The sequence below is a fragment of the Kitasatospora sp. NPDC054939 genome (assembly GCF_053610105.1).
Window position 1 is genome coordinate 1 of record NZ_JBSGXP010000048.1, and the last position, 23,938, is coordinate 23,938.

At 74.2% G+C, this 23,938-nt stretch carries 21 protein-coding genes; 9 read left to right on the forward strand and 12 right to left on the reverse strand.

Annotated elements, in window-relative coordinates; all coding sequences use genetic code 11:
- Positions 1-33: 33 nt before the first annotated feature.
- Positions 34-420, reverse strand: a complete 387-nt coding sequence (locus ACWGB8_RS16100; protein WP_452214098.1) for a hypothetical protein — start codon at positions 418-420, stop codon at positions 34-36.
- A 114-nt stretch (positions 421-534) separates the two neighbouring features.
- The gene (locus ACWGB8_RS16105; RefSeq protein ID WP_452214099.1) at positions 535-636 is read right to left on the reverse strand and encodes an alpha/beta fold hydrolase; all 102 of its coding nucleotides are present in this window, start codon (positions 634-636) and stop codon (positions 535-537) included.
- Between the two features lie 138 nt (positions 637-774).
- Between ACWGB8_RS16105 and ACWGB8_RS16110 the strand changes: the two genes are divergently transcribed.
- Positions 775-1,728 (forward strand): SPFH domain-containing protein, encoded by a 954-nt coding sequence (locus ACWGB8_RS16110; RefSeq protein WP_452214100.1) that lies wholly within the window; start codon positions 775-777, stop codon positions 1,726-1,728.
- 14 nt (positions 1,729-1,742) lie between these two features.
- Positions 1,743-2,039 (forward strand): hypothetical protein, encoded by a 297-nt coding sequence (locus ACWGB8_RS16115; protein WP_452214101.1) that lies wholly within the window; start codon positions 1,743-1,745, stop codon positions 2,037-2,039.
- A gap of 102 nt (positions 2,040-2,141) precedes the next feature.
- Here the strand turns inward: ACWGB8_RS16115 and pntB are convergent, their stop codons facing one another.
- The gene (gene pntB / locus ACWGB8_RS16120) at positions 2,142-3,608 is read right to left on the reverse strand and encodes a Re/Si-specific NAD(P)(+) transhydrogenase subunit beta (protein WP_452214102.1); all 1,467 of its coding nucleotides are present in this window, start codon (positions 3,606-3,608) and stop codon (positions 2,142-2,144) included.
- Positions 3,609-3,613: 5 nt separating this feature from the next.
- Positions 3,614-5,170, reverse strand: coding sequence for a Re/Si-specific NAD(P)(+) transhydrogenase subunit alpha (locus tag ACWGB8_RS16125; RefSeq protein ID WP_452214137.1), 1,557 nt, complete (start codon positions 5,168-5,170; stop codon positions 3,614-3,616).
- A gap of 307 nt (positions 5,171-5,477) precedes the next feature.
- Between ACWGB8_RS16125 and ACWGB8_RS16130 the strand changes: the two genes are divergently transcribed.
- Positions 5,478-6,035 (forward strand): hypothetical protein, encoded by a 558-nt coding sequence (locus ACWGB8_RS16130; RefSeq protein WP_452214103.1) that lies wholly within the window; start codon positions 5,478-5,480, stop codon positions 6,033-6,035.
- Between the two features lie 145 nt (positions 6,036-6,180).
- On the opposite strand, the gene ACWGB8_RS16135 is transcribed toward ACWGB8_RS16130, so the two are convergent.
- Positions 6,181-7,125 carry an ABC transporter permease gene (locus ACWGB8_RS16135; protein ID WP_452214104.1) on the reverse strand — a complete coding sequence of 315 codons (945 nt, stop codon included), beginning with the start codon at positions 7,123-7,125 and terminating at the stop codon, positions 6,181-6,183.
- A 334-nt stretch (positions 7,126-7,459) separates the two neighbouring features.
- Complete coding sequence (locus ACWGB8_RS16140) at positions 7,460-8,071, reverse strand: TetR/AcrR family transcriptional regulator (RefSeq protein ID WP_452214105.1); 612 nt, start codon at positions 8,069-8,071, stop codon at positions 7,460-7,462.
- Between the two features lie 162 nt (positions 8,072-8,233).
- Between ACWGB8_RS16140 and ACWGB8_RS16145 the strand changes: the two genes are divergently transcribed.
- Positions 8,234-9,688 (forward strand): amidase, encoded by a 1,455-nt coding sequence (locus ACWGB8_RS16145; RefSeq protein WP_452214106.1) that lies wholly within the window; start codon positions 8,234-8,236, stop codon positions 9,686-9,688.
- 1 nt (position 9,689) lies between these two features.
- Here ACWGB8_RS16145 and ACWGB8_RS16150 read toward each other — a convergent pair whose 3' ends face one another.
- The gene (locus ACWGB8_RS16150; protein ID WP_452214107.1) at positions 9,690-10,490 is read right to left on the reverse strand and encodes a hypothetical protein; all 801 of its coding nucleotides are present in this window, start codon (positions 10,488-10,490) and stop codon (positions 9,690-9,692) included.
- A 337-nt stretch (positions 10,491-10,827) separates the two neighbouring features.
- Entirely contained in the window at positions 10,828-12,384 is a 1,557-nt protein-coding gene (locus ACWGB8_RS16155; protein WP_452214108.1) for an LCP family glycopolymer transferase, read from the reverse strand.
- A 549-nt stretch (positions 12,385-12,933) separates the two neighbouring features.
- Here ACWGB8_RS16155 and ACWGB8_RS16160 point away from each other — a divergent pair.
- Positions 12,934-14,289 (forward strand): AMP-binding protein, encoded by a 1,356-nt coding sequence (locus ACWGB8_RS16160; protein ID WP_452214109.1) that lies wholly within the window; start codon positions 12,934-12,936, stop codon positions 14,287-14,289.
- Positions 14,290-14,356: 67 nt separating this feature from the next.
- Here the strand turns inward: ACWGB8_RS16160 and ACWGB8_RS16165 are convergent, their stop codons facing one another.
- Together ACWGB8_RS16165 and ACWGB8_RS16170 are read right to left on the reverse strand one after the other, a co-directional pair.
- Positions 14,357-15,445 (reverse strand): inosamine-phosphate amidinotransferase 1, encoded by a 1,089-nt coding sequence (locus ACWGB8_RS16165; RefSeq protein ID WP_452214110.1) that lies wholly within the window; start codon positions 15,443-15,445, stop codon positions 14,357-14,359.
- 291 nt (positions 15,446-15,736) lie between these two features.
- Positions 15,737-17,554 carry an nSTAND1 domain-containing NTPase gene (locus ACWGB8_RS16170; protein WP_452214111.1) on the reverse strand — a complete coding sequence of 606 codons (1,818 nt, stop codon included), beginning with the start codon at positions 17,552-17,554 and terminating at the stop codon, positions 15,737-15,739.
- A 235-nt stretch (positions 17,555-17,789) separates the two neighbouring features.
- Between ACWGB8_RS16170 and ACWGB8_RS16175 the strand changes: the two genes are divergently transcribed.
- The 3 genes from ACWGB8_RS16175 to ACWGB8_RS16185 are packed head-to-tail and all read left to right on the forward strand — an operon-like array spanning position 17,790 to position 20,517.
- On the forward strand, positions 17,790-18,701 hold the full coding sequence (locus tag ACWGB8_RS16175; protein ID WP_452214112.1) for an HpcH/HpaI aldolase/citrate lyase family protein: 912 nt from the start codon (positions 17,790-17,792) through the stop codon (positions 18,699-18,701).
- Positions 18,698-19,936, forward strand: a complete 1,239-nt coding sequence (locus tag ACWGB8_RS16180) for an 8-amino-7-oxononanoate synthase family protein (protein WP_452214113.1) — start codon at positions 18,698-18,700, stop codon at positions 19,934-19,936. Before ACWGB8_RS16175 ends, ACWGB8_RS16180 begins: the two co-directional genes overlap by 4 nt.
- Before the next feature lie 56 nt (positions 19,937-19,992).
- Positions 19,993-20,517 (forward strand): MaoC family dehydratase, encoded by a 525-nt coding sequence (locus ACWGB8_RS16185; protein WP_452214114.1) that lies wholly within the window; start codon positions 19,993-19,995, stop codon positions 20,515-20,517.
- A 100-nt stretch (positions 20,518-20,617) separates the two neighbouring features.
- On the opposite strand, the gene ACWGB8_RS16190 is transcribed toward ACWGB8_RS16185, so the two are convergent.
- Together ACWGB8_RS16190 and ACWGB8_RS16195 are read right to left on the reverse strand one after the other, a co-directional pair.
- A complete protein-coding gene (locus tag ACWGB8_RS16190; RefSeq protein ID WP_452214115.1) occupies positions 20,618-21,556 on the reverse strand; it encodes a quinone oxidoreductase family protein in 939 nt (312 codons plus the stop codon).
- A 13-nt stretch (positions 21,557-21,569) separates the two neighbouring features.
- Positions 21,570-22,898: a preATP grasp domain-containing protein gene (locus tag ACWGB8_RS16195; RefSeq protein ID WP_452214116.1), complete on the reverse strand. Its 1,329-nt coding sequence runs from the start codon at positions 22,896-22,898 to the stop codon at positions 21,570-21,572.
- Between the two features lie 325 nt (positions 22,899-23,223).
- Between ACWGB8_RS16195 and ACWGB8_RS16200 the strand changes: the two genes are divergently transcribed.
- Complete coding sequence (locus ACWGB8_RS16200; protein ID WP_452214117.1) at positions 23,224-23,841, forward strand: TOPRIM nucleotidyl transferase/hydrolase domain-containing protein; 618 nt, start codon at positions 23,224-23,226, stop codon at positions 23,839-23,841.
- Positions 23,842-23,938: the final 97 nt, after the last annotated feature.

The following is a 23,938-nucleotide window of genomic DNA, read 5'->3' on the forward strand; positions in this document are numbered from 1 at the left end:
GGCGGGTACGGGCCGGCGGCCGCCGTGCGGTCGTCACCAGTGGTCGATGGCCAGGTTGAGGCGCTTCACGGCCTGCGCGTACAGCGGTGCCGCGACGATGACGACCGCGACCACGATGCCCGTCCGGCGGCCGGACCCCAGGACGCTCTCGCCGCGGACGATCGACAGGACCAGCCCGACGCCCAGCAGGCCCTGGACGGCGAGCAGCCAGACCAGCGACAGTGCCATGTTGACCGCCACCGCGAGGCTCGCGACCGGCCCGCCCGGCCGGGTGCAGAACGCCAGCGCGACGAACAGCGACATGGCCCCGCACACCCCGGCGAGCACCGCGACCAGGGTCGCGTGCGGCTCGCCGCTCGGCAGGCTCCACACCGCCACCGCGCCCAGCACCGCCGCCATCAGCCCGTACAGGCCGGCCACGCTCGCGTGTCCCTCGCCCCTCACAGCCACCCCCGGTCCGCGCGCCGCAGAATCCTTCCAAGGTAGCGCGCAGGGACGGAATGTGACAGGCCATCAGCCGGAGCCGGACGAGGGTCAGAACATGAACTCCAGCAGGTCCGCGTTGAGTTGCTCCCGGTGGGTGACGAACAGCCCGTGCCCGGCCGTCGGGTACTCGCGGTACTCGGCCTCCGGCACGAGGTCCGCCGTGCGCCACCGCGATCGCGATGGCCTCCTCTTCCACGGAAGTGTGTCCGGGCGACTGGCGGCATCGGCTAGCAAAGTGATATCACTTTGCTAGCCGATGAACGTACAGTCGCAGGAGGAACCGCTTCCATGACCACACCGCCCGTTGCCGTCGATCGTGCGGACGGCCCTGCTGTGGACCACCCGACCCCGCAGATCACCGAACGGGTCATCACCGCCCCCTCCGGGTACCCGGCGCTGGCGGGGACGCTCCTCGGCCTGCTCGCGGGGGCCGCGGCGATCGTCGTCGGCGGGATCCAACTGGCCGGCGGCAAGGCGGCGGTGGGGGCCTCGCTGATGGTCCTCGGGCCGCTGGCGCTGATCACCTCCGTGGTTCTGATGTGCGGGCTGACCGCCGTCTCGCCGGGCCAGGCCCGGGTGGTCCAGCTGCTCGGCCGCTACCGCGGCACCATCCGCGAGCAGGGCCTGGTCTGGCTGAACCCGTTCACCAGCCGCCCGGCGATCTCCACCCGGATCCGCAACCACGAGACCGAGACCACCAAGGTCAACGACGCGGACGGCAACCCGATCGAGATCGCGGCCGTCGTCGTCTGGCAGGTCGAGGACACCGCGATGGCGATGTTCGAGGTGGACGACTACGCCGACTTCGTCGCCATCCAGACCGAGACGGCCGTCCGGCACATCGCCGGCAGCTACCCGTACGACGCCCACGAGGAGGGCCGCCTGTCGCTGCGCGACGGGGCGGACGAGATCGCCCGCATGCTCTCCGCGGAGATCGCCGAGCGGGTCCTCGCCGCGGGCGTCCGGGTCGTCGAGTCCCGGATCACCCGGCTCGCCTACGCGCCCGAGGTGGCCCACGCGATGCTGCAGCGCCAGCAGGCCGGGGCCGTGGTCGCGGCGCGCCGTCTCATCGTCGAGGGTGCCGTGGGTATGGTCGAGGACGCCCTGGACCGGCTCGCCCAGCGCGACGTCGTCGAACTCGACGAGGAGCGCAAGGCGGCCATGGTGAGCAATCTCCTGGTGGTGCTCTGCGGCGACCGGGGTGCCCAGCCCGTCGTCAACACGGGCTCCCTCTACCAGTAAGGAGCGGCACGGCGTTGGCGACCGAGCGGAAGCAGATCCTGTTGCGGCTGGACCCCGCCGTCCACGACGCACTGGCCGGATGGGCCGCGGCCGAGCTGCGCAGTACCAACGCGCAGATCGAGTTCCTGCTGCGCCGTGCCCTCGCCGACGCCGGCCGCATGCCGGGCGGGGCGGGCGAGTTGCCCCGGCGGGGCCGCCCGCCCAAGGCGGCGGTCCGCAAGCGGGCCGTACCTGGCGAGCCGTCCGAGCCGGCTGCACCCGCCGAGCCGGCCGAGCCGTCCGCGCCGGACACCGGCCCGGATGCCCCCTGACCCGCCACCGCGCACGCCCGCCCACGGACCAGCCCACGGACCAGCCCCCGGGCCCGGACTCTCTCGTCCGGTCCCGGGGGCTGGTCCGTCGGTGCGCACCCCTCAGCGGGCCGCTGCGGCCTCGCGCCCCGCGGCGGACCCGGGCCCGCCCCGGCCGTGCGCGTCGAGCGCCTGGAGGATCGCCTCCACGCTCCCCTTGGCGTCGCCGAAGAGCATGCTGCTGTTCTCGCGGAAGAACAGCGGGTTCTGCACCCCCGCGTAGCCGGACGCCATCGACCGCTTGAACACGATCACCTGCTCCGCCTCCCACACCCGCAGCACCGGCATGCCGGCGATCGGGCTGGACGGGTCGTCCATGGCGGCCGGGTTCACGGTGTCGTTGGCACCGATGACCAGCACCACCGAGGTGTCGGCGAGGTCGTCGTTGATCTCGTCCATCTCCAGGACGATGTCGTACGGCACCTTCGCCTCGGCCAGCAGCACGTTCATGTGCCCCGGCAGGCGCCCGGCGACCGGGTGGACGCCGAAGCGGACCTCCACACCGCGCTCGCGCAGCCGCCGGGTCAGCTCCGCCACCGGGTGCTGCGCCTGGGCCACCGCCATGCCGTAGCCGGGGGTGATGACGACCGAGCGGGCCTCCACCAGCTGCCGGGCCGCCTCCTCCGCACGGATCTCGCGGTGCTCGCCCTGCTCCTCCTCCCCGCCCGAGGGCGCCTCGATGCCGAACCCGCCGGCGATGACCGAGAGGAAGGAGCGGTTCATCGCCCGGCACATGATGTACGACAGGTACGCACCCGAGGAGCCGACCAGCGCACCGGTGACGATCAGCAGGTTGTTGTCGAGCAGGAAGCCCGCCGCCGCCGCCGCCCAGCCCGAGTAGCTGTTCAGCATGGAGACGACCACCGGCATGTCACCGCCGCCGATCGAGGCCACCAGGTGCCAGCCCAGGGCGAGGGCGAGCACGGTGACCGCGATCATCAGCCCGAGGCCCGGGCTCGCGGTGAACCACACGGTCAGCGCCGCGAACGCGACCAGCGCGCCGACGTTCAGCGCGTTCTTGCCCGGCAGCACCAGCGGACGCGAGGCCGTCCGGCCGGACAGCTTGAGGAACGCGACGACGGAGCCGGTGAAGGTGACCCCGCCGATGAAGATGCCGATGAAGACCTCGGCGTGGTGGATGGCCAGCAGGTCGCCGGCGACGACGTGCTGCGCGGAGCCGAGCGCCTCCACCTCCAGGTAGCTGTTCCAGCCGACCAGCACCGCGGCGAGGCCGACGAAGCTGTGCAGGACGGCGATCAGCTCCGGCATCTGCGTCATCTCGACCCGGCGGGCCCGCCAGAGGCCGATCACCGCACCCAGCGCCATCGCGACGACGATCAGGGCGACCGCACCGGCACCGATGCTCCGGGACGCCACCACCACCGTGGCGACCAGGGCCAGGGCCATGCCCGCGATGCCGTACACGACACCGGCGCGGGAGGTCCGGTGCTGGGACAGTCCGGCCAGACTCAGGATGAACAGCAGGGCGGCGACCAGGTCCGCGGCGTGGGCGGCCGTCGTGGTAGTCATCGGGCTCAGCCTTTCGAGAACATGGACAGCATGCGGCGGGTGACGGCGAAGCCGCCGAAGATGTTCACGCTCGTCAGCAGGATCGCCACGAAGGACAGCACGGTGACGAGCACGCTCACGTGCCCGATCTGCAGCAGCGCGCCGATGATCACGATTCCGGAGATCGCGTTGGTCACCGACATCAGCGGGGTGTGCAGGGCGTGGTGCACCTTGCCGATCACGTAGTAGCCGATCACCACCGCCAGCGCGAACACCGTGAAGTTCTCCGCGAGCTGCGCCGGCGCGAAGGCGACCAGCACGAACATCGCGAGCATCCCGAGGCCGATCAGGCCGAGCCGGGCCGCCGCGGTCAGCCGCGGCTTCTCCGGCTCCACCACCGCGGGTGCCGCCGCCGTCGGGGCGGCGGGCGCGGCCGAGACGGCCACCGGCGGTGGCGGCCAGGTGACCTCGCCCGCCCGCACCACGGTGACCGCCCGCTGGACCACGTCCTCGAAGTCGACGACCAGCCGCCCGTCCTTGCCCGGCGTCAGCAGCTTCAGCAGGTTGACCAGGTTGGTCCCGAACAGCTGCGACGCCTGGGCGGGCAGCCGGGAGGCCAGGTCCGTGTAACCGATGAGGGTGACGCCGTTGGCGGTGACCACCGTCCGGCCGGCGACGGTGCCCTCGACGTTGCCGCCCTGCGCGGCGGCCATGTCGACCACGACACTGCCCGGCTTCATCGCCGCGACGTCCTCGGCGGTCAGCAGGCGCGGGGCCGTCCGCCCCGGGATCAGCGCGGTCGTGATGACGATGTCCACGTCCTCGGCCTGCGCCCGGTAGAGCTCGGCCGCGGCGCGGTCGTAGTCGGCCGACGTCGCCTTGGCGTACCCGTCCGAGCTCGCCTCCTGGACGACGTCCACGGGCAGGTACTCCCCGCCCAGCGACCGCACCTGGTCGGCGACCTCGGGCCGCGGGTCCGTCGCGCGGACGATCGCCCCCAGGCTGGAGGCGGCGCCGATGGCGGCGAGCCCGGCCACACCGGCCCCCGCCACCAGGACCTTGGCCGGCGGCACCTTGCCCGCGGCCGTGACCTGCCCGGTGAAGAAGCGTCCGAACACGTGGGCCGCCTCGATCACGGCCCGGTACCCGGCGATGTTCGCCATCGAGCTGAGCACGTCCATCGACTGCGCGCGCGAGATCCGCGGCACCGCGTCCAGCGCGATCGCGGTCACCGGGCGGGCCGACAGCGCCTCCACCAGCTCGGGGCGCTGCGCCGGGGCCAGAAGGCCGACCAGCGTCGCGCCGTCGTGCAGCCGGGCGATCTCCCCGGTCGTCGGGGCGTTGACCTTCAGGACGACGTCGGCCGCCCAGGCCTCGCCGAGGCTCGCGCCGGCCTCGGTGTAGGCCTCGTCGGCGAAACCGGAGGCGGTGCCCGCCCCCGATTCGACGACCACCTCGTAGCCGAGCCCGAGCAGCCCGCGCACCGTCGACGGGGTCGCGGCGACCCGGGTCTCCCCGGGGGCCGATTCGGCGACCACGCCGATGCGTTGCGGGGGGTGGTGGGTGGAGCCCTGTGCAGACATCACTCGTGCCTCTCTCCGTGGGAGGACCCGTTGCCGGCGGGATCTGCGTCCAAGGGGAGTGTCCCTCCCTTGGACGCAGGAACCTACCCGTCCACGCCCGGCCGGGGGACGGGGCGGGGCCGTGACATGTTTCACCGGTTCGCGATCTGTCGGCGGACTCGTCCCGCGTGCTGCTCCCACCTGCACCGACGCGGGCGTTCAGTGGAATGCAACGGTCCGGCAAGCGGCGCTGCCTACGGTGTGGCCTTCCGAGCGCCTCCGGCAGCCGCCGAGCGCCTCCCGCAGCACGAACCGAAGGAGACAGCCGATGACAGGGAACCTGGTGCGCCGCCTGGGCGCCGCGGCGGCCGGACCGGTCACGCTCGCCGCCCTCGCCGCCGCCCCCGCGGTCGCGGCGCCGGCCCCGACGCAGGGGGCCGAGGGCCGGTCCGCCGCGGCGACCCAGTTCTTCCGGTTCGAGTTCGACCGGATCGACGCCTGGAACCTGGACGAGGACCAGTGGCTCAGCAACGGCGACGAGATCAGCCTGAGAACCTGGTCCCCGCGCGGCCTGGAGCACATCTGGCCCACCACCGACGCCAGCTTCAAGGTCTCCAAGGGCCAGACCTGCATCACCTTCGGCCACACCTGCGACACCGCGGGCTCCGCCTTCAAACGGGGTCTGAACGGCGGCGGCTACCACTTCAAGGAGTACGCGGTGGGCGAGGAGGTGAGGTTCGTGCTGGAGGAGCACGACACCGTCGGCATGGACCTCCTGGCCGAGGCCCGCATCACGGTCACCGGCGAGCAGCAGGTCTTCGCCATCAGCCCCGGCGGCGAGGGCTACGACTACACCTTCTACGGTCGCCTCGTCCCGGTCGGCTGACCGGCGGGCGGCTCGGCGCTGTCCGGTGCGGGTTCGGCGGGCGTTTCGGCGCTGTCCGGTGCAGGCCCGGCGGGCGGGCGCGGTGCCCGAGGGGGCCGGGACCGCTGCCCGGCCGGGCCGCCCGCCTGCCCCGCCGGGAGCGCGGTCAGACGTAGCGGATCCGCGGGTCGAGCACGGCGTACAGCAGGTCCACCACCAGGGTGCTGACCAGGTAGACCAGCACCAGCAGGGTGACCACGCCGACGATGACGGTGCCCTGCTTCTGGTACACGGCCCGGGCGAGCAGGCCGCCGACGCCGTTGACGTTGAAGATGCTCTCGGTGATGACCGCGCCGCCCATCAGCCCGCCCAGGTCGACGCCGAGGAAGGTCACGATCGGGATCAGCGCGTTGCGCAGCGCGTGGCGGCCGATCACCCGGCGCCGGGGGAGCCCCTTGGCGACGGCGGTGCGGATGTAGTCCGCGCGCATGGTCTCCATGACGCTGGTGCGGGTGAGGCGCGCGACGTACGCGAGTGCCATCGAGGCCAGCACGAAGGCGGGCAGCAGGTACGCCCGGATGCCGTCCTCGTCGTTGAACGACACCGGGAAGACGTCGATGCCGAACTCGGTCTTCAGCTTCACGCCCAGGACGAGCTGCAGCACGAAGCCGGTGACGAAGGCCGGTATCGAGATCACCAGCAGCGTGCTGATCAGCAGCACCTGGTCGAGGAAGCTGCCCCGGCGCAGGGCGGCCATGATCCCCGCCAGCACGCCGAAGACCGCCTCGAAGGCGAACGCCAGCAGACCCAGCTTCGCGGTGTACGGGAAGGCGTCGCCGATCATGTCGCGGACGGCCCGGCCGTTCAGGCTCTCGCCCAGGTCGCCCTGGAGGGCGCCGGTGATGTAGTACCAGTACTGGACCAGGAACGGCTCGTCGAGGTGGTACTTCTGACGCAGCACCGCCGCCACGAGCGGATGGGGCCGCCGGTCGCCGGCCAGCGCCTGGACCGGGTCGCCGGGCAGGGCGAAGACCACGGCGTAGATCAGGAACGTCGTCCCGAGCAGCACGGGGATCGCCTGGATCACTCGGCGGATGACATAGCGGCCCATCAGACCTCCGGGGGGTGCGGACGAGGAGGGGACGGGAACGTGTTCCGCTGCCGTGGGAGCCCCCGCCTCCGGGCGTCCGGCCGCCGCTCGGGCTCCCGTTCGGGCTCCCGTCCGGGCCGCCGCTCGGGCTTCCGCTAGGGCTTCCGTTCGGGCCTCCGTTCGAGCTGCCGGACCCGGACAGGCTAGTCCGGGTCCGGGTGCAGGTCCCGCAGTTCTCGGTCCTGCCCGTCGGGGGGTGCGGTCCGGGCCGGTCGGGCGGCTGCCCCTCCGTCACGGTTCGGGGTGGGCAACGGGGCACGGGCCGGGCGTCCGGGAGGGCAGCGGGTGCGCCGGTTCAGCCGGTGGCGTCGGCGGCCCGCGCCCAGAGGCCCGCCAGGTGTCCGTGCAGGACCTCCTCGGCCTGCTGCTCCGTCAGGCGGCCGGTCAGCCGGTGCACGGTGAGCCCGTCGACCAGGGCGAGCAGGGTGCGGGCCTCCCGGGCCACGGCCTCCGCGTCCCCGTCCCCGACCCCGGCCTGTGCCAGGAGCGGGACGAACAGGTCGTCCTCCACCGCCGTGCAGCTCGTCCGCAGCGCCGCGGCCAGCGGTTCGCTCACCGCCGCCCCGGCCACGAACGCCAGCCAGACCCGGGCCTCGGAGCGGTGCTCGGGCCGGAGCAGCGCGAGTTCGCCGGCCGCGTACCCGACCGCGCTGGCGGCCGATTGCGCGGGGCTGCCGGCCAGCCGCGCACGCACCCGCCGTCCGATCTGCCCGCCGACGTGCGCCAGGGCGAACAGCAGCATCTCCTCCTTGGTGCGGAAGCAACGCTGGACGGCCCCCATCGAGAGCCCCGCCCGGTCGGCGACGTCGCGTACGGTCACGCCCTCCAGGCCGCTCTCGTCGGCGAGGCGGCAGACCGCCTCGGCGATCACCCGCCGCCGCTCCTCGTGGTCCACCTGCTTGGGCATCGGTGCCCCCCGGTTCGTTCGACGCTGCCGTTCGACTGTTCGACGCGATTATTCGATGCACTCGTATCGCTTCCCAGTGTACGGTTCCGATACAAGCGCATCGGTACGGGGCGGGCGCGCCCCGCGCCGCTGCACGGAATCCGACCCCGGGGGAGAGCACCCGTGAACGACGACACCATCTGGTCCTGGACCGCCACCGCCCAGGCGGCGGCCGTCCGCTCCGGCGAGATCTCCGCCGCCGAGCTGATCGACCGCCACCTGGAGCGCATCGCCGAGGTCGGCCCGGCGGTCAACGCGATCACCCAACTGCTCGCCGACCGGGCCCGCACGGCCGCCGCCGACACCGACCGCCGCCGGGCCGCCGGCGAACCCCTCGGCCCGCTGGCCGGCGTGCCCTTCACGGTGAAGGAGACCACCCCGATCGAGGGCGTCCCCACCACCTTCGGCGTCCCGCAGTTCCGCGACCTCGTCGCCCCCGCGGACGCGCCCCCGGTGGCCCGGCTGCGCGCCGCCGGGGCGATCCCGATCGGGCACAGCAACCTGCCCACCCTCGTCCTCGCCGGGATGCACACCCGCAGCGAGCTGTACGGCGACACCGTCAACCCGTGGGACCCGGCCGTCACCCCGGGCGGCACCAGCGGCGGCGACGCGGTCGCCGTGGCCACCGGCATGGCGGCCCTCGGGCTCGGCAACGACTCGGGCGGATCGATCCGCATCCCGGCCTCCTTCTGCGGAGTCGCCGGCCTCAAGCCCGGCTACGGCCGCTTCCCCGCCGACCACCGCGTGCTCGGCCCCGCCGACCCCGGACCGGCCTCGCAACTCCTCGTCACCGACGGACCGTTGGCCCGCAGCGTCGCCGACCTCCGGCTCGCCTTCGAGATCCTGGCCGGTACCGATCCGCGCGACCCGCGGGCCGTGCCCGCCCCGCTGGACGGCGAACCGCTGCCCGGCCCGGTCACCGTCGCGGTGGTCGCCGACCCGGGCGGCCGCGGCGTCCACCCGACCGTCCGCGCCGCCCTCGCCACCGCCGCGGACGCCCTGCGCGACGCCGGCTACGACGTCCGCGAGGTGGCGGACGTCCCCCGCCTCGACGAGACCCTCGCCGCCTACGACCTCCTCACCGTCACCGAGTTCGCCCCCGCCTGGCCGGCCGTCCGCGGACTCCTGGGCCCCGGCGGGGACCGCTACCTCGCCCCCGTGATGGAACGCACCGCACCGGCGACCTCCGCCGAGGTCATGACCCTGATGGGCACCTGGCTCGGCATCCGCCGCGCCTGGGCGGAGTTCCTCGACACCTACCCCCTCGTGCTCGGCCCGGTCTTCACCGAGCCCCCCGTCGCCCCGGGCCTCGAATCGCGGGACGCGGCCTCCCGCGACCGGGTCGCGAGCGCGATGCGCCTCTGCACCGCGACCAGCTTCGCCGGGCTCCCCGCAGTCGCCGTCCCCACCGGCCTCGCCGGCGGCCTCCCCGTCGGCGTCCAGCTCGTCGCCCGGCCGTTCCGCGAGGACCTCGCCCTCGCCGCCGCCCAGTGCCTCGAATCCCGGCTCCCCCCGCTCACCCCGGTCACCCCGACCGCGCACCCCGGGCGGCCCGCGGTCCGAGGTACGGCCGGCTGAGTCAGGCCGACCGCGGCGGAGCGTCCAGGACGGCCAGCCGGTTGTCGGCGCCGAGGACCTCGCCCTGGACGGGCGCCCGCACCTCGCGCCGCAGAGCGGCGACGGCCGGCTGGGCGAAGGAGACCGTCAGGGTGTACGGGGGCTGCCCGACGACGGTGTTGTGCGCGTCGATCGGCGCCATGAGGCGGCCGGTCACCGTCGTGAGGTCGTGGCCGGCGCACAGCGCCTCGGCGGGCAGGACGACCATGCCGCTCGCACCCTGCGGGCCGACGCGGACACCGCCCTCGGGACTGCGTTCGGACCACGCGTCGAACTCCACCCGTAGGCCGTACCCGCCGCCGACGAACCCGTCCGGGCCCTCGATCTCCACGACGACGCCGTGCGGGTCGAGCCCGTCGGGCAGCTCCAGGGTCCCGCCCGGCCCGGCCGCGAGCAGCAGGCCGACCTCGAAGCGCCCCCGGTCGTGGGCGCCGGAGACCGAGGAGCCGTACGAGCCGAGGGTGAGCTGCGGTCCGGGCGTCGGGCGGCCGGGCGACTCAGGGGTGCGGGGCGGCTGCGGGAGGAGGTGGCCGCCTCTGGTGCCGCACCGGCTGTGCAGCGACGTCCCGCCGCCGGGCAGCGGGGTGTCGGTGGTGGGCGCGGGCACGGGGTTCGGTGCCCCCACCGGCGCGGGCAGGCGCGGCACCCGTGCGACGGGCTCGCGGTGATCCGGCCGGTAGACGGCGAGGCCGACGACGCTGAGCACCAGCACGGCCCACGGGGCGGCCTTCCTCGCCCGCTCGTTCACACGTTCCTCCTCCACGTTGCCGGGAGGATATCGGAGGCGTACGACACGGCGCCGCTCCCGGCGGCCGGTTACAACCGCACGACCCCGCTGTACAACTCGGGCCAGTGCATCACCAACCAGGGCAACAGCTTCGGCAACGGCACCTGGATGACCCTGTGGACCTGCAGCGGCTCGTGGCCGGACGTCCAGGACTGGGGTGCCTGGCTGCGCTGACCCGGCGTCCGGACCGGTCGGCGCCGCCCGCCGGCACCTCGCCCGTCCCCGTCCCGCCGCGCCGCACCCTCCTCCGGGTGCCGTGCCCGGGATGCGGGCCGGGGGCCCCGGACACGCGGCCGGTCCGGCCGGCCGGTGCTCAGTACGTGTACCGGCCGCCCTGGGGGTTGACCGTCATGCAGTCCTTGTCGTTGTCGGCCGTCTCCGCCTCGACCGAGGTCGGCAGGGAGGTGGGCGCGCTCTGGGCGGGCGGCGGGGTGGCGCCGGTGGAGCCGGTGGCGGGGAAGGCGGTGCCGGTGGGCCAGTCGGCGCCGATGACGAGCGCGACGGACCTGGCGGTGCCCGCCTCCTTCAGGGCCGTCTCGGGGAGGCCGAGGGCCGTGGCGACCGCCTTGGCCTGCGCGAGCTGCCCCTTGCCGTAGGTGAGGGTGGTGGTGGCCCGGGATCCGCCGCCGCCCGCCGTGGCCGCCTTGCTGAAGCCGGCCGTGACCAGCGCCGCCCTGACGTCGGTCGCCCGGTTGGCGGCGGTGGTGGCGTTCTGGACGGTGACGGCGACGGAGTCCCGGCTCGGCCCGGCCTCCGGTGCGGGACCGGCCGGTGCGGTGCTCGTCGGCGCGTTGCTCGGCGCGGTATTCGGTGCGGCGTTCGTGGGGGCGGATGCTTCGGGGGACGGCGGGGCCGTCGGGGTGCCCCTGCCGTCCAGCGGGACGTCCTGCGCCAGCATCTTCCAGATGTTGTCGGTGTCGGCCTTCTGCAGGACCAGCCGGTTCCTGTCCTTCGGGTCCTCCAGGACGGGGACGGTGAGGCTGGTGGTGCGCTCGGTGGGTATGCCCTTGAGCTCGTTGCCCAGGTCGTAGAGCTTCTTGACGTCGGCGAGGCCCCGGTCGACGCCGAGCGACCTCGTCGCGGCCTCGGCCAGCTTCATGAGCGAGCCCGGATCGGTGAGCGAGCCCTTCTTCTTGAGCTGGCGCATGAGCGAACTCAGGTACAGGTGCTGGGCCTTGGCGCGGCCCAGGTCGGAGCCCCAGGCGTCGCGGACGCGCAGCCACTGGAGGGCCTGCTCGCCCTGGACGGTCGACTCCCCCTTGGGGAGCTTCAGGCCGGTACCGCCGATGCCCGGTATCTGCCGGTCGTACATGTTCATGTTGACGCAGACCGGGACGCCGCCGACCGCGTCGGCCATCGTGACGACACCGGCGAAGTCGACCATCAGGTAGTGGTCGATCTCCAGGCCGGTGAGCGAGATCCAGGTGCCGACGACGCAGCCGGCCCCGCCGCGGGTGAGGGTGCTGTTGATCTGGAGCCGCTTCTCGGCGGGGAAGGTCTGCTTGCCGTCCTCGCTGCGGCAGGCCGGGACGGCCACCATGGTGTCGCGCGGAATGGTGATCATGGAGGCGTTGCTGCGGTCCGCCGAGATGTGCACCAGCATCTGCACGTCGGCCAGGCCCGGCCGGTCGGCGTCGTCGGCCCCGCCGCCGAGCGCCACGTTGGCGGCCGAACCTCGGCTGTCGGTGCCGATGACCAGGATGTTCAGCGGCGTCTGGCCGGCCGCGTTCGGCGCGGTCTTCGCCCCCTGGGCGTCACTGAGGTTCCTGGAGCCGACCTGCAGGTTGGCGTTCAGGTGCCGGTAGTAGAGGTAGGTGCCCCCGCAGCAGGCGACCACGGCCAGACCCAGCGTCAGCGCGATCGGCTTCAACCAGCGCCGCCACCCGGTCCTCCGGCGCCGCCGATCCGCCCGACCGCGGCCCCCGCCCGGGCCCGTCCCCCGAGTCCGGTCCTGCTTCCGGTCCTGCTTCGGGTCCTGATCCCGACCGTCGGCCCGGCGTCGGGCCGACCGGCCCGGCCCGGAGGGGGACGGGATGCCGGCTTCCGGCGGGTGCCCGGTGGGTTCCGGGCTGTCGGAACTGTCGGCAGGCGCCAGGTCAGCGCTTCGGGTCATGCGTGCCGCCAGTCTCTCGTGCCGGGAATCCGTAGGTCAGTTCGACCACGTGGGACGTTACCCGCCAGGGCGCGCCGAGTACGAACGTGTTACAGACTCAGGACACTCGCCGGACGGGCGGGTGACGGTCCGGGCGCACCGTCCGCCGCACCGGCGCCGAACCGTGCGGACGTCCCGTGCCGGCCTCCGTCCCCGGCGTACTCGGCCCGTTCCGGTGGCGTCCGGTGCCGGGGTGCTTGCGGGAGCGGGTCCGCGGGCAGGGATCCCCGGCCGGGACGACGGCGTCCGGGGAAGGGAGAGCCGGCTGTGAGCGAGGGCCATCGGAGTGCGGGGACTTCCCCATCGGGGACCGGCCGACCGCGGACCGGTGACGCGCCGCCGCCCGACCTGCTGGACGCGGGCGAGCGGCTGAGCACCGACGGGCTCCGTACGCTCCAACTCGCCCGCCTCAGGGCGACGCTGCGCCACGCCTACGCCAACGTCGGGCACTACCGGCGGACGTTCGACGCGGCGGGCGTCGGCCCCGGCGACTGCCGCGACCTCGCCGACCTGACCCGGTACCCCTTCACCACCAAGGCCGACCTGAACGCCGACTACCCGTTCGGCATGTTCGCGGTGCCGATGGAACGCGTCCGGCGCCTGCACGCCTCCAGCGGCACCACCAGCCGCCCCACCGTGGTCGGCTACACCGACGGCGACCTCTCGACCTGGGCGGACCTCGTCGCGCGCTCCATCCGCGCGGCCGGCGGGCGTCCGGGCCACCGGGTGCACATCAGCTACGGATACGGGCTGTTCACCGGGGGCCTCGGCGCGCATGCCGGGGCCGAACGGGCCGGCTGCCTGGTCGTCCCCGCTTCGGTCGGGGCGACGGAGCGCCAGGTCCGCCTGATCCACGACCTGGAGCCCCGGATCATCATGGCCACCCCGTCCTACCTGCTCACCCTGCTGGACGAGTTCGAGCGCCAGGGCATCGATCCGCGCGCCACCTCCCTCCGGGTGGGCATCCTCGGCGCCGAGCCGTGGACCGAGGCGATGCGCCGCGAGATCGAGGATCGGACGGGCATCCACGCCGTCGACATCTACGGCCTGTCCGAGGCGATCGGCCCCGGCGTCGCCCAGGAGTGCGTGGAGACCAAGGACGGCCTGCACCTCTGGGAGGACCACTTCTACCCCGAGGTCGTGGACCCGGCCACCGGCCGGTCGCTGCCCGACGGCGAGCTCGGCGAACTGGTCCTGACCTCGCTCACGAAGGAGGCGCTGCCGGTCGTCCGCTACCGCACGGGCGACCTCACCCGGCTGCTGCCCGGCACCGCCCGTCCGGCCTTCCGCCGGATCGAGCGGATCGGCGGCCGGAGCGACGACATGATCGTGCTGCGCGGGGTCAACCTCTTCCCCGGCCAGATCGAGGAGTTGGTGCTGCGGGCCCCCGGGGCGTCCCCGCACTTCCGGCTGCTGCTGACCCGGCGCGAACGGCTGGACCACCTGGTCGTCCAGGTCGAGGCCCGGCCGGACACCCCGCGGGACGGCCGGGACGCCGCGGCGCAGGCGATCGCCGCGGCCGTCAAGGACGTGCTGGGTCTGGCCGTGGACGTCGAGATCCTCGACCCGGCCGTCCTGGAACGCTCCACCGGCAAGCTCCGCCGGGTCCACGACCTGCGATGACGGCCGGAAGGCGCCCCGTCGGGCTCAGGGCAGCGGCCCGGACGGGGCGTCCGGGCCGCTGGCGGGGTCACGCGAGGTAGTCCTCCGCGCCGCCGTCGCGGCGGATGTCGAGGGTCACGCAGTGGAAGCCGCCGCCGAGGATGCGGGAGTGGCGCAGCCGGTGCGGGAGGACGGTGATGCCGGCGTGCTCCAACTGCTTGATCAGGCTCTGCTGGCCGGACTCGACGATGGCCAGGCCCGGGTCCACCATCAGCAGGTTCATGCTGATCCAGCTCTCGCTGAGGGCGTGGGCGGGGGAGTCGGGGCCGGGCTCGGCGGGCGGGCACCACAGGATGTCCCAGGTGCGCAGCGGCTCGGGGACGCTGTCGGGGCCGATCCGCTCCGGGTTGAGCAGGACGAGGCCGGGGCGCAGCAGGGCGATGGTGCTGTCGATGTGGGTGTAGCCGTAGATGTCGCGCAGCGGGTGGAGGCGCAGGTCGCCGAGCAGGCCGAGGGTGGACTCCAGCCAGCGCAGGCCGCGTTCGTTGCCGCTGCGGGAGACCTGGTAGAAGACGTCGCGGCCGAGCCGCAGGACGTTGGCGGCGTCGAAGACGGGCTCGCTCTCGCCGAGCAGCGGCAGGCCGTCCTCGTCGAGTTCGAAGAGGTCGTCGGCCAGCATCGGCCGGGGCGCCGCCAGCCAGCGGGCGCCCTCGTCCAGGTAGCGCTGGAAGAGTCCGCGCAGGCCGAAGACCTCGAAGTACCGGGCCCGCATCGGGCTGGCGACCTCGATCACGGTCTCGCCGACGACCAGGGTGAGGTCGCGCGGGCAGTACGCGTGGAAGCCGCCCTCCGCGGTCCACCCGGGGGCGGAGAACTCGGCCGCGTGATCGATGACTTCGGGCTGGTGGACGACCACGCCGAGGTCCCGCAGGGTGGTGACCAGGGCGTCGAGGTCCTCCTCGGTCTCCTCCACCACCCGGCGCGGGTAGGCGCCGGCCGGGATGGCGGCGAGCTCGGCCTCGCTGGTCTTGGGGTAGCAGGACAGCCAGGCGGAACGGTCGGTCTGTGCGGGCAGACGGGCACCGACGGCGGTGCCCACCACCACCTCGCGCAGCGTGGTGAACTCGTCCCAACTGTGGACCGGGCCGGTCGGGCCGGTACTGGCGGAATCGGACATGACTACCCCTTGGCAAGGACGCTGGAACGCCGTGGACGGCGCGCGGAGGAGCGCCGGGCGGGTCGCCCGGCGCCGGGAGGTGAGCGAAGAGGAGGAGGAGTTCCCCGGCCGGGCACGGAGGTTCACGATCACGACAACCGGGGGCGATCGCCAAGCTACCCGGGCCCCAGACGGGCGCGCAAGCGGGTGATCGCCCTCCTCCACCGGCCGGCGGACGACCGCCGGATTGTTCAACTCCCGGGCGCCCGACGGTGATCAATCAACCGTCCGGGCGCCTCCCGGGTGCGGCCGTCAGCCGTGCCGCACCCGGCGGATCCGCTCCCCGCCGGCGAGGGTCAGCAGGGCTCCGCCTGCGGCGGCCAAAGTGGCGACGGCGAGGCGCTGGCGGCGGGTGCGGCGCCGGTCGGCCGCGTCGGCGAGGGCGGCGGCCTCCAGGAACGCCCGTTCCACGCCGTCCGGGGCGGCCAGTTCGCCGTTGGTGACGCGGCGCCGGAGCTGGGCCAGCCGGGTGCCGCGGGGCAGGAGTTCGGGGTCGCGTCCGGTGGCGGCCCAGCTGCGGGCCGCGTCGGTGAAGCGGCGCTGTGCGGGCGGGGTGTCGCCGGACTCGGCGAGCCAGCCGCGCAGCCGGGGCCAGGACTGGGCGAGGGCGTGGTGGGCGAGTTCGACGGTGTCCCGGTCGAGGACCACCAGCCGGGCGCGGGCCAGGCGTTCCAGTACGGCGGACATGCCCGGGTCGACGAACTCCAGTCGCGCCACCGGCCCGCCGGGGGCGCCGTCCGGGCCGGCCGCGGAGAGCGCCCACCGGAAGTCGCCCCCGTCGGGGCCGGACGCCCGTGGCCCGGAGGCCGACTGCTCGGCGGCCCGGAGTCCGGGGCCGTGGGGTCCGGAGTGGTGGAGTCCGGAGTGGTGGGGCTCGGAGGCACGGAGGCCCGGGGCCCGAAGGTCCGCGGTGCGGAGGTCCGCCGCGAGCCGCAGCCCGGACCCGGTCCGGAACTCCCCGCCCAGGCGGACGAAGACCGCGCGGGCCCGTTCGCGGTCCTGCCTGCCCAGCCCGCCGTACACCGCCTCGGCGGTCCGGGCGAGGGTGCCCTCGAAGCCCCCGGTGGCCTGGAAGCCGGCCAGCGTCAGGGCGTTCCCGCTGCGCCGGCGCCAGGTCTCCAGCAGGGCGGCGGACACCAGCGGCAGCGCGCCCGGCTGCTGGGCGGCCGCGGAGATCAGGACGGCGAGGAGGGCGCCCTCGACGGTACAGCCGGCCCGTAGCGCCGGTTCGGTGATGGCCCGGCGCAGCTCCTCGGGTGCCGGGTGGCCGACGGCGAGCCGGGCCGGGCGGCCCGCCTCGCAGAACCCGGGGTGACCCGCGACCAGCGCCTCGTGGTCGGAGCGCACCACCAGCACCACCCGGGTGGTTCCGGCGCCGGCGGCCAGGGCGTCCAGGAACCGTTCGCGTTCGGCGGTGCTGCGACAGCGGGTGCGCAGTTCCTCGGCCTGGTCGACGATGAGGACGGGTTCGCCGCGTCCCGCCGCGGGCTGGGTGCGCAGGCGGGCGAGCGCGACCTCGTACGCCTCGACGGGCCGTTCGCCGGGAGTGAGCAGGGCGACCGGTCCGCCGTCCGGCCGGGCGGCGAGCCGGGCCAGCAGTCCGGCGCGGACCAGGGAGGACTTGCCCGCCCCGGAGGCGCCGGTGAGCAGGACCACCCGGCGTTCGGCGAGCAGGGCGACCAGCCGGTCGAGCAGGGCCTCGCGGCCGAAGAAGCGCTCGGCGTCGGCCGCCTCGTAGGCCGCCGCGCCCGGGTAGGGCGCGCGGCCGGCGTCCTGGACGCGGCGCCGGGCGGCGTTGTCGGCGGTCAGTTCGGCGGCGAGCAGTTGCCAGCGGTGCTGCCATTCGCGCACGTCGCCGCCGCAGGCCTGCACGTAGGCGAGGGTGACGGCCAGGCTGGGCAGCCGGCGCCCGCCGGCGGCGACCGAGAGGCTGGCCGCCGAGCAGTGGGCCCGGACGGCCAGTTGACGGTACGGCGGTGAGCCGGCCCGTTCCCTGAGCGCCCTGAGGTCGCCCGCGAACCGCAGCAGCGGCCCGTCCCCCTGGTCCAGTGGACTCTCTCGACGCGGCACAGCGCTTCCCTTCTCCGTTGGTTTCGACGAGGCCTCCCGAAAGGCGTCGCATCCGCATCCCCAAGATTCATCATGCGCAGGACAGTTGGCGTCAAACAATCGTGCGACGGAGGCGGTTGTTCCGAGTTGGTGTTCAATGTCCAGCCGCTCGGCGCCGAACAAAGCCCTTGGGATAGAACCGGGAGCCGGGCCGTCCGGTCCGGCCTTCGGAGATCGCAGACTTCGGAGCATCCCCATGAAGTACACGCACAACTGTCGTTCCCTGCTCTCCACGCCGGCGCTGGCGGTCGAGCGGTACGCCAAGAGCCACGGCTCGGGTGCCGACATCGCCATGGTCGACCTGGAGGACTCCGTCCCGCCGGCCCGCAAGGAGGAGGCCCGGCGGCTCGCCGAGGACTTCTTCACCCTGCCCAGCACCAAACTGGCCCGCAGCGCGGTGCGGATCAACACCGTGGCCGGGCCGGACGGGCTGCGCGACCTGGTGGCGCTGACCCGCTACCCGGTCAAGCCCGACCTGGTGCTGATCCCGATGGCCGAATCGGCCCGGGATATCGAGATCGTGGCCGGTGCGCTGGCCGCGGACTGCCCGGAAACGGAGTTCCTGGCCGTCGTGGAGACCCCGCGCGGCATCGAGAACGCCGCCGCCATCGCCGCGGCCGGCCACCGGCTGCGCGGCCTGGTGTTCGGCTCCGCCGACTACGCCTTCGCCGTGGGCGCCCGGCTCTGCTGGGAGGCCCTGGCACCCGCCCGGGCCCGGGTCGTCAACGCGGCCCGCGCCGCCGGGGTGGAGGCCATGGACGCCCCGCTGTTCGAGGTCGCCGACCTGGACGGGCTGCGCCGCGAGGCGGCCCTCGCCCGGGACTTCGGCTTCAGCGGCAAGATCGCCGTACACCCGCGGCAACTGCCGTACATCAACGAGGCGTTCACCCCGGACGACCGGCTGCTGGAACGCGCCCGCCGGGTGGTCGAGGCCGGGATGGCGACCGGCCAGTCGGTCACCGTGGTGGACGGCGTGATGGTCGGGATGCCGTTCTTCCAGGCCTCCCAGCGGCTGATCGAGCAGTTCGGCACCGACCGCACACCGGGCGACGTGCCGCCCCGGTCCCCGGACCGTACGCCCGCCCCCACCGACAAGGAGCGCTCATGACCAGCCCGCAGGAGTCCCCGGAGATCGCCGGCCCGCGCCGGTACCGCAACGCCGAGACGATGCTCGCCACCGCCGACCCGGTGTGGCGGGCGGCCGGCGAGCACGGTCTGATCGGCATCACGGTGGACTCGGAGTCCAACAACCGGCTGATCGTCCGGGAGACCGGCCACGAGTTCGCCAACATGGTGTCCTGCGCCTACCTGGGCCTGAACAACCACCCGAGCGTGGCGGCCGGCGCGGTGGACGCCCTCGCGGAGTCCCGCAGCACCTGGCTGGTCACCTCCACCACCCGGATCCGGCACAACCTGCTGGTGCGGCTGGAGGAGGAGCTGGGCGAGCTGTTCGGCGCGCACATCCTGCCCGGCGCCTCCTGTACCTCGCTCACCGCGGGCATCCTGCCGCTGGTCGCCTCCGGGCACCTCGGCGGCAGCGGCGAGCCCCGCGTGATGGTCTTCGACCGCTTCTGCCACTTCTGCATGGCCTACGTGAAGCCGATCTGCGCCGACGAGGCGCTGGTGCTCAACTGCCCGCACAACGACCTGAACTACCTGGAGGACCTCTGCCGCACGTACCCCCGGGTCGCCTACGTGGCCGACGGGGCGTACTCGATGGGCGGTGCGGCGGCGCTCGACGGGCTGCTCGAACTCCAGGACCGCTACGGCCTGTTCCTCTACATCGACGACTCCCACTCGCTCTCCATCATGGGTGACCGCGGTGAGGGCTTCGTCCGCTCCCGGCTGGAGATGAACGAGCTGACGGTGATCGTGGCCAGCCTCGGCAAGGGCTTCGGCACCGGCGGCGGGGTGGCGATGCTGGGCAGCCGCGAGCAGTTCGAGTTCCTGCACCGGCACGCCGGCCCGGTCGGCTGGTCGCAGAACATGGCGCTGCCGCTGGTCGGCGCCTCGCTGGGCAGCGCCGCGATCCACCGCTCGCCCGAACTGAAGGACCTCCAGGCCCGGTTGCAGCACAACATCGACCTGTTCGACGAGCTGCTGCCCACCACCTTCGCCGGGAACGGGCTGCCGGTGCGCCGGATCGACGTCGGCGACGCCGACCGGGCGGTCGAACTCTCCGCGCAGCTCTTCGAGCGCGGCTACTACAGCTCGGCGGTGTTCTTCCCGATCGTGCCCAAGGGCGAGGCCGGGCTGCGGCTGATGATGCGCGCCGACATGGACGACCGGCTGATCACCGATTTCGCGGGCCACGTCCGGGAGCTGACCGCCGACCTGCGCTGACCCGGCGGCACCGACCGCGCCCGGACCGAGGAACACTGCGAGCAGGAGAGCACACCATGGACGAACCCGTCGGCTACCGGCGGATCGGTGCCGGCCGCTACCGCGAGGTGGTGGGCCGGTACTACGAGGAGTTCACCGTCGGCGAGGTGGTCGAGCACCGGCCCGGCCGCACGGTCACCGAACTCGACAACGTGCTGATGAGCATGCTCAGCATGAACGACGCCCCGCTGCACATCGACGCCGCGTACAGCGCGCACACGCCGTGGGGCCGGCCCATCGTCTCCAGCCTGGTGACGCTCAGCATCGTCGGCGGGATGACCGCCCGCTCCACCAGCGGGCGCACCATCGCCAACCTGGGCTGGGAGAACATCCGGATGACCCACCCGGTGTTCACCGGCGACACCCTGTACGCGCAGACCGAGACGCTGGCCAAGCGGCTCTCCAAGAGTCGTGAGGGCCAGGGCATCGTCAACTGCCGCACCACGGGCACCAAGTCGACCGGCGAGGCGGTGGTGGTCTTCGAACGCAGCTTCCTGGTGCCGCTGCGCGGGTACGGCCTGGACGAGGTGGCCGGCTACTGACCACGGCGGGGTGCGCAGGTCAGGGCGCGCCTGCGGGCCGCGCGGTCGGGTCAGGCGGTGCGCCGCACGTCGACCAGCGGCTGCGGGCCGCGCGGTCCGCTCAGCCGGTGCGCCGAACGTCGACCAGCACCTTGCCCGCCGTCTCCCGTCCGGCCAGGGCGCGGTGCGCGCCGGCGAGGCCGGACAGCGGCACGGTGCGGTCGATCCGGGCCGTCAGCCGCCCCTCCAGGGCGAGCCGGAACAGCGTGTCCGCGATGCCGGTGAACAGCGCCCGGTCCGCCAGGACGTGCTGCAGCCAGAAGCCGAGCACCCCGACCGAGCCGTCCGCGAGCTCGTCGGCCGTGAACGGGACCTCCGCCGCGCCGCGGGCGCCCACACTGACCACCCGGCCGAACGGCGCCAGCGCGGCGAGGCCGGTCCGCAGCCAGGAACCGCCCAGCGAGTCCAGGAAGAGGTCGACCCCGCCCGCGGCGGCCAGCCGCTCCGCCAGCCGGGGATCGGCCGGGTCCAGCGCCTGGTCCGCGCCGAGCGAGCGGACGAACGCCCGCTTGGCCGGGGTGGAGGCCAGGCCCACCACCCGTCCGGCGCCCGCCGCGCGGGCCAGTTGCACCGCCAGGTGCCCCACCCCGCCGGCCGCCGCGGTCACCGCGACGCTCTCGCCGGCCCGCAGCCGGCCCAGGGCGACCAGCGCACCGTGCGCGGTGGCGCCCTGCTCCAGCAGCGCCAGCGCCTGCGCGTCCGCCAGACCGTCCGGCACCTCGACCGCGAACGCCTCCTCCACGCAGGCGACCTGGGCGTAGCCGCCGCCCCCGCGCAGCAGGGCGACCACCCGGCGGCCGTCCCGGCGGCGGCGCCCGACCACGTCGGCCCCCAGCACGGCGGGCAGCGGCAGCGCCAGGTACTCGCCCCGGCGGCAGTGCAGATCGGCGTAGTTGATCCCGGCCAGGGTGACGTCCAGCAGGCACCGGCCGGGGCCCGGGACCGGCTCCGGCAGCTCCGCCAGGGCGAACTCCTCGGGCCCGCCGTAGCGGTGGATCACCGCGGCGAGCACCTCAGCCGCCGAACAGGGCGCGCAGCCGGCCCTCCTGGGCCCGAGCCTCCTCGGCCGACCCGGCGATCACGCAGTACATCACCGAACCGTCCGCCCGGGCGAAGTCGCAGCTGAACACCACCCCGGTCGCGCTCGTCGGGTCGAACGCCAGCCCGGCCGCGGTGACGGCCTCCACCGCCTCGGGGAAGGTCGGCACCTTCAGGCCCGCCAGCTCCAGGATCACCCGCTCGGCACGCCGCTCGGCGCCCACCAGCCGCGCGAACAGGGCGTCGTGCAGATGGGTCGAGCCGGTCAGCCGGCCGTTGGTCTCGCAGAAGTACAGCTCGCCGCCGGGGGTCAGGAAGGCGTCCGCGCTGAGCGTGCCGCGGTAGCCGATCACCCGCAGCGACTCGCACAACCGGGCGGCCCGGTCCACCAGTTCGGCGATCGTCCGGGCGTCGGGGGTGACCGGCGGCGTGATCTCGCCGACCACCACCGGGTCCATCAGCATCTCCCCGCAGCCGGACAGCACCGACCCGTGCTCGCCGATCAGGAACTCCGCGTACAGCGGCGCCGCGTCGGCGAAGTACCGCTCCACCACGACCCGCTGGGCCCGCCCGCCGGTCAGCCACGGCCAGCGCTCGGCCACGTAGCCGGCCACCTCCGCGCGGTCGGCCAGCCGCACCGTGCGCTGGGCGCCGGCCGCCGAGTCGATCGGCTCCCCGCGCACCAGGACCTCGTTGCCGAACCCGCCGGCCTGGTACTCGACCTTGAGCATCACGCTGTGTCCGGCCGCGAGCAGCGCCTCGGCCGCGGCCTCGACCTCGACCGGGGAGGTCGCCACCGTGCCCGGCGCGATCGGGACCCCGGCGCCCGCCGCCAGCGCCCGGAACGCGGCCTTGCTGTTGACCAGCGCCAACCCGCCCTGCGCGGCGAAGGCGTACCCGGGCACGGCCTGCTCGGCGCCGAGCGCCGCGGCCAGCTCCACCACGGAGGCGTTGGGCGCGATGGCCAGCACCCGGTCCAGCGGGCGCCCGTCCAGCGCCCGGCGCAGCTCGTCCCGGAACCCCGGGTCGGCCAGCCGGTCCGGGGTGAGCACCTCGGAGCCCTGCGGGCCGGGCGGCGGCACCACGAAGGCCAGCCGCTCCGGCCGGGTGCCGGTCAGCCCCGTGACGTACGCCAGGTAGTCGGGGTCCGGACCCCAGGGGAGCACCACGACGTCGCCGTCCTCGGCGAACCAGAGCATCCGCTGGGCGCCGCAGCCGGCGAAGCCCAGCTCCAGGGGGGACATCCCGGAGAGGTCGCCGACCATCTCCTCGGTGCGGTTGTTACCCAGGTGCAGCGTGGTCATACGGCGCTCTCTCCCGACCTTCGGCCGCCCCTCGGTACGGACGGGCGGGACACTGGTGCTGCGGCTCAGCGCCGGCCCGGCGGGGCGCGGGCCACTGGGGCGCGTGTTCCAGATGTAGCGCACCGGGGTTGTTCGGGGTCGGGGCTCGGACATTGAACAAAAACGCCGAACAACCCGCCGCGTCTGCCCGCCGAGAGCCGGTGACGGCCCGCCCGGCGCGCGCCGGCCCTGCGCCCGCCCGGTCCGTACGGTGCCCGGGTGGGGTCGGGGTGACGCGGACGGAAAACCGGTGTGGCGGCCGCCGGAACAGGAGCAGAATCGCGGCATGGCGGACATGAACGCGTTTCGGGAAGCAGTGGGCGGCTGGGCGGCGGGCGGCCCCGGCGGCGACGCGGCGGAGCTGGCAGGGTTGCTCGGCCTGCACACCGCCGTCCTGGTGGAGGGGCCGAGCGACCTCGCGGCGGTCGAGGCGCTGGCCGAGCGGGCGGGCCGGGACCTCGCGGGCGCAGGGGTGTGCGTGCTGTCCATCGGCGGTGCGATGAACATCGGCCGCTGGGCCGGGCTGCTCGGGCCGCACGGACTGGGCCTGCGCCTGATCGGCCTCTGCGACGCGGGCGAGCAGGGCTACTACGACCGCGGCCTGGCGCGGGCCGGCACGCCGGGCGACGGACTCTTCGTCTGCTCCGCCGATCTGGAGGAGGAGTTCATCCGTGCGCTGGGGGTGGCGCGCGTCGTGGAGATCGTGCGGGCGGAGGGCGACCTCCCGGCCTGGCAGATCTTCGGACGGCAGCCCGCGCAGCAGAGCCGGTCCGCGGAGCAGCGGCTGCGGCGCTTCCTCGGGACGAAGAAGGGCCGCAAGATCCGCTACGGGCGGCTGCTGGCCGAGGCGCTGGAGACCGACCGGGTGCCGGCGCCGCTGAAGGGCCTGTTCGCCGTGCTGTGACGCAGGGCGCCGGTGGGCCGCCGTCAGGTCCCGCGCCGCCGACCGGCCGTGTGCGCGGGGAATTTGATGGTGGGGGCGCGAGTGCGTTCCGTAGACT

Excerpts from the sequence above, each read along its gene's own strand:
- ACWGB8_RS16110 (WP_452214100.1), top strand. The coding sequence starts at position 775 with ATGACCACACCGCCCGTTGCCGTCGATCGTGCGGACGGCCCTGCTGTG.
- pntB (WP_452214102.1), bottom strand. The coding sequence starts at position 3,608 with ATGACTACCACGACGGCCGCCCACGCCGCGGACCTGGTCGCCGCCCTG.
- ACWGB8_RS16125 (WP_452214137.1), bottom strand. The coding sequence starts at position 5,170 with ATGTCTGCACAGGGCTCCACCCACCACCCCCCGCAACGCATCGGCGTG.
- ACWGB8_RS16130 (WP_452214103.1), top strand. The coding sequence starts at position 5,478 with ATGACAGGGAACCTGGTGCGCCGCCTGGGCGCCGCGGCGGCCGGACCG.
- ACWGB8_RS16135 (WP_452214104.1), bottom strand. The coding sequence starts at position 7,125 with ATGGGCCGCTATGTCATCCGCCGAGTGATCCAGGCGATCCCCGTGCTG.
- ACWGB8_RS16140 (WP_452214105.1), bottom strand. The coding sequence starts at position 8,071 with ATGCCCAAGCAGGTGGACCACGAGGAGCGGCGGCGGGTGATCGCCGAG.
- ACWGB8_RS16165 (WP_452214110.1), bottom strand. The coding sequence starts at position 15,445 with ATGTCCGATTCCGCCAGTACCGGCCCGACCGGCCCGGTCCACAGTTGG.
- ACWGB8_RS16175 (WP_452214112.1), top strand. The coding sequence starts at position 17,790 with ATGAAGTACACGCACAACTGTCGTTCCCTGCTCTCCACGCCGGCGCTG.
- ACWGB8_RS16180 (WP_452214113.1), top strand. The coding sequence starts at position 18,698 with ATGACCAGCCCGCAGGAGTCCCCGGAGATCGCCGGCCCGCGCCGGTAC.
- ACWGB8_RS16185 (WP_452214114.1), top strand. The coding sequence starts at position 19,993 with ATGGACGAACCCGTCGGCTACCGGCGGATCGGTGCCGGCCGCTACCGC.
- ACWGB8_RS16195 (WP_452214116.1), bottom strand. The coding sequence starts at position 22,898 with ATGACCACGCTGCACCTGGGTAACAACCGCACCGAGGAGATGGTCGGC.
- ACWGB8_RS16200 (WP_452214117.1), top strand. The coding sequence starts at position 23,224 with ATGGCGGACATGAACGCGTTTCGGGAAGCAGTGGGCGGCTGGGCGGCG.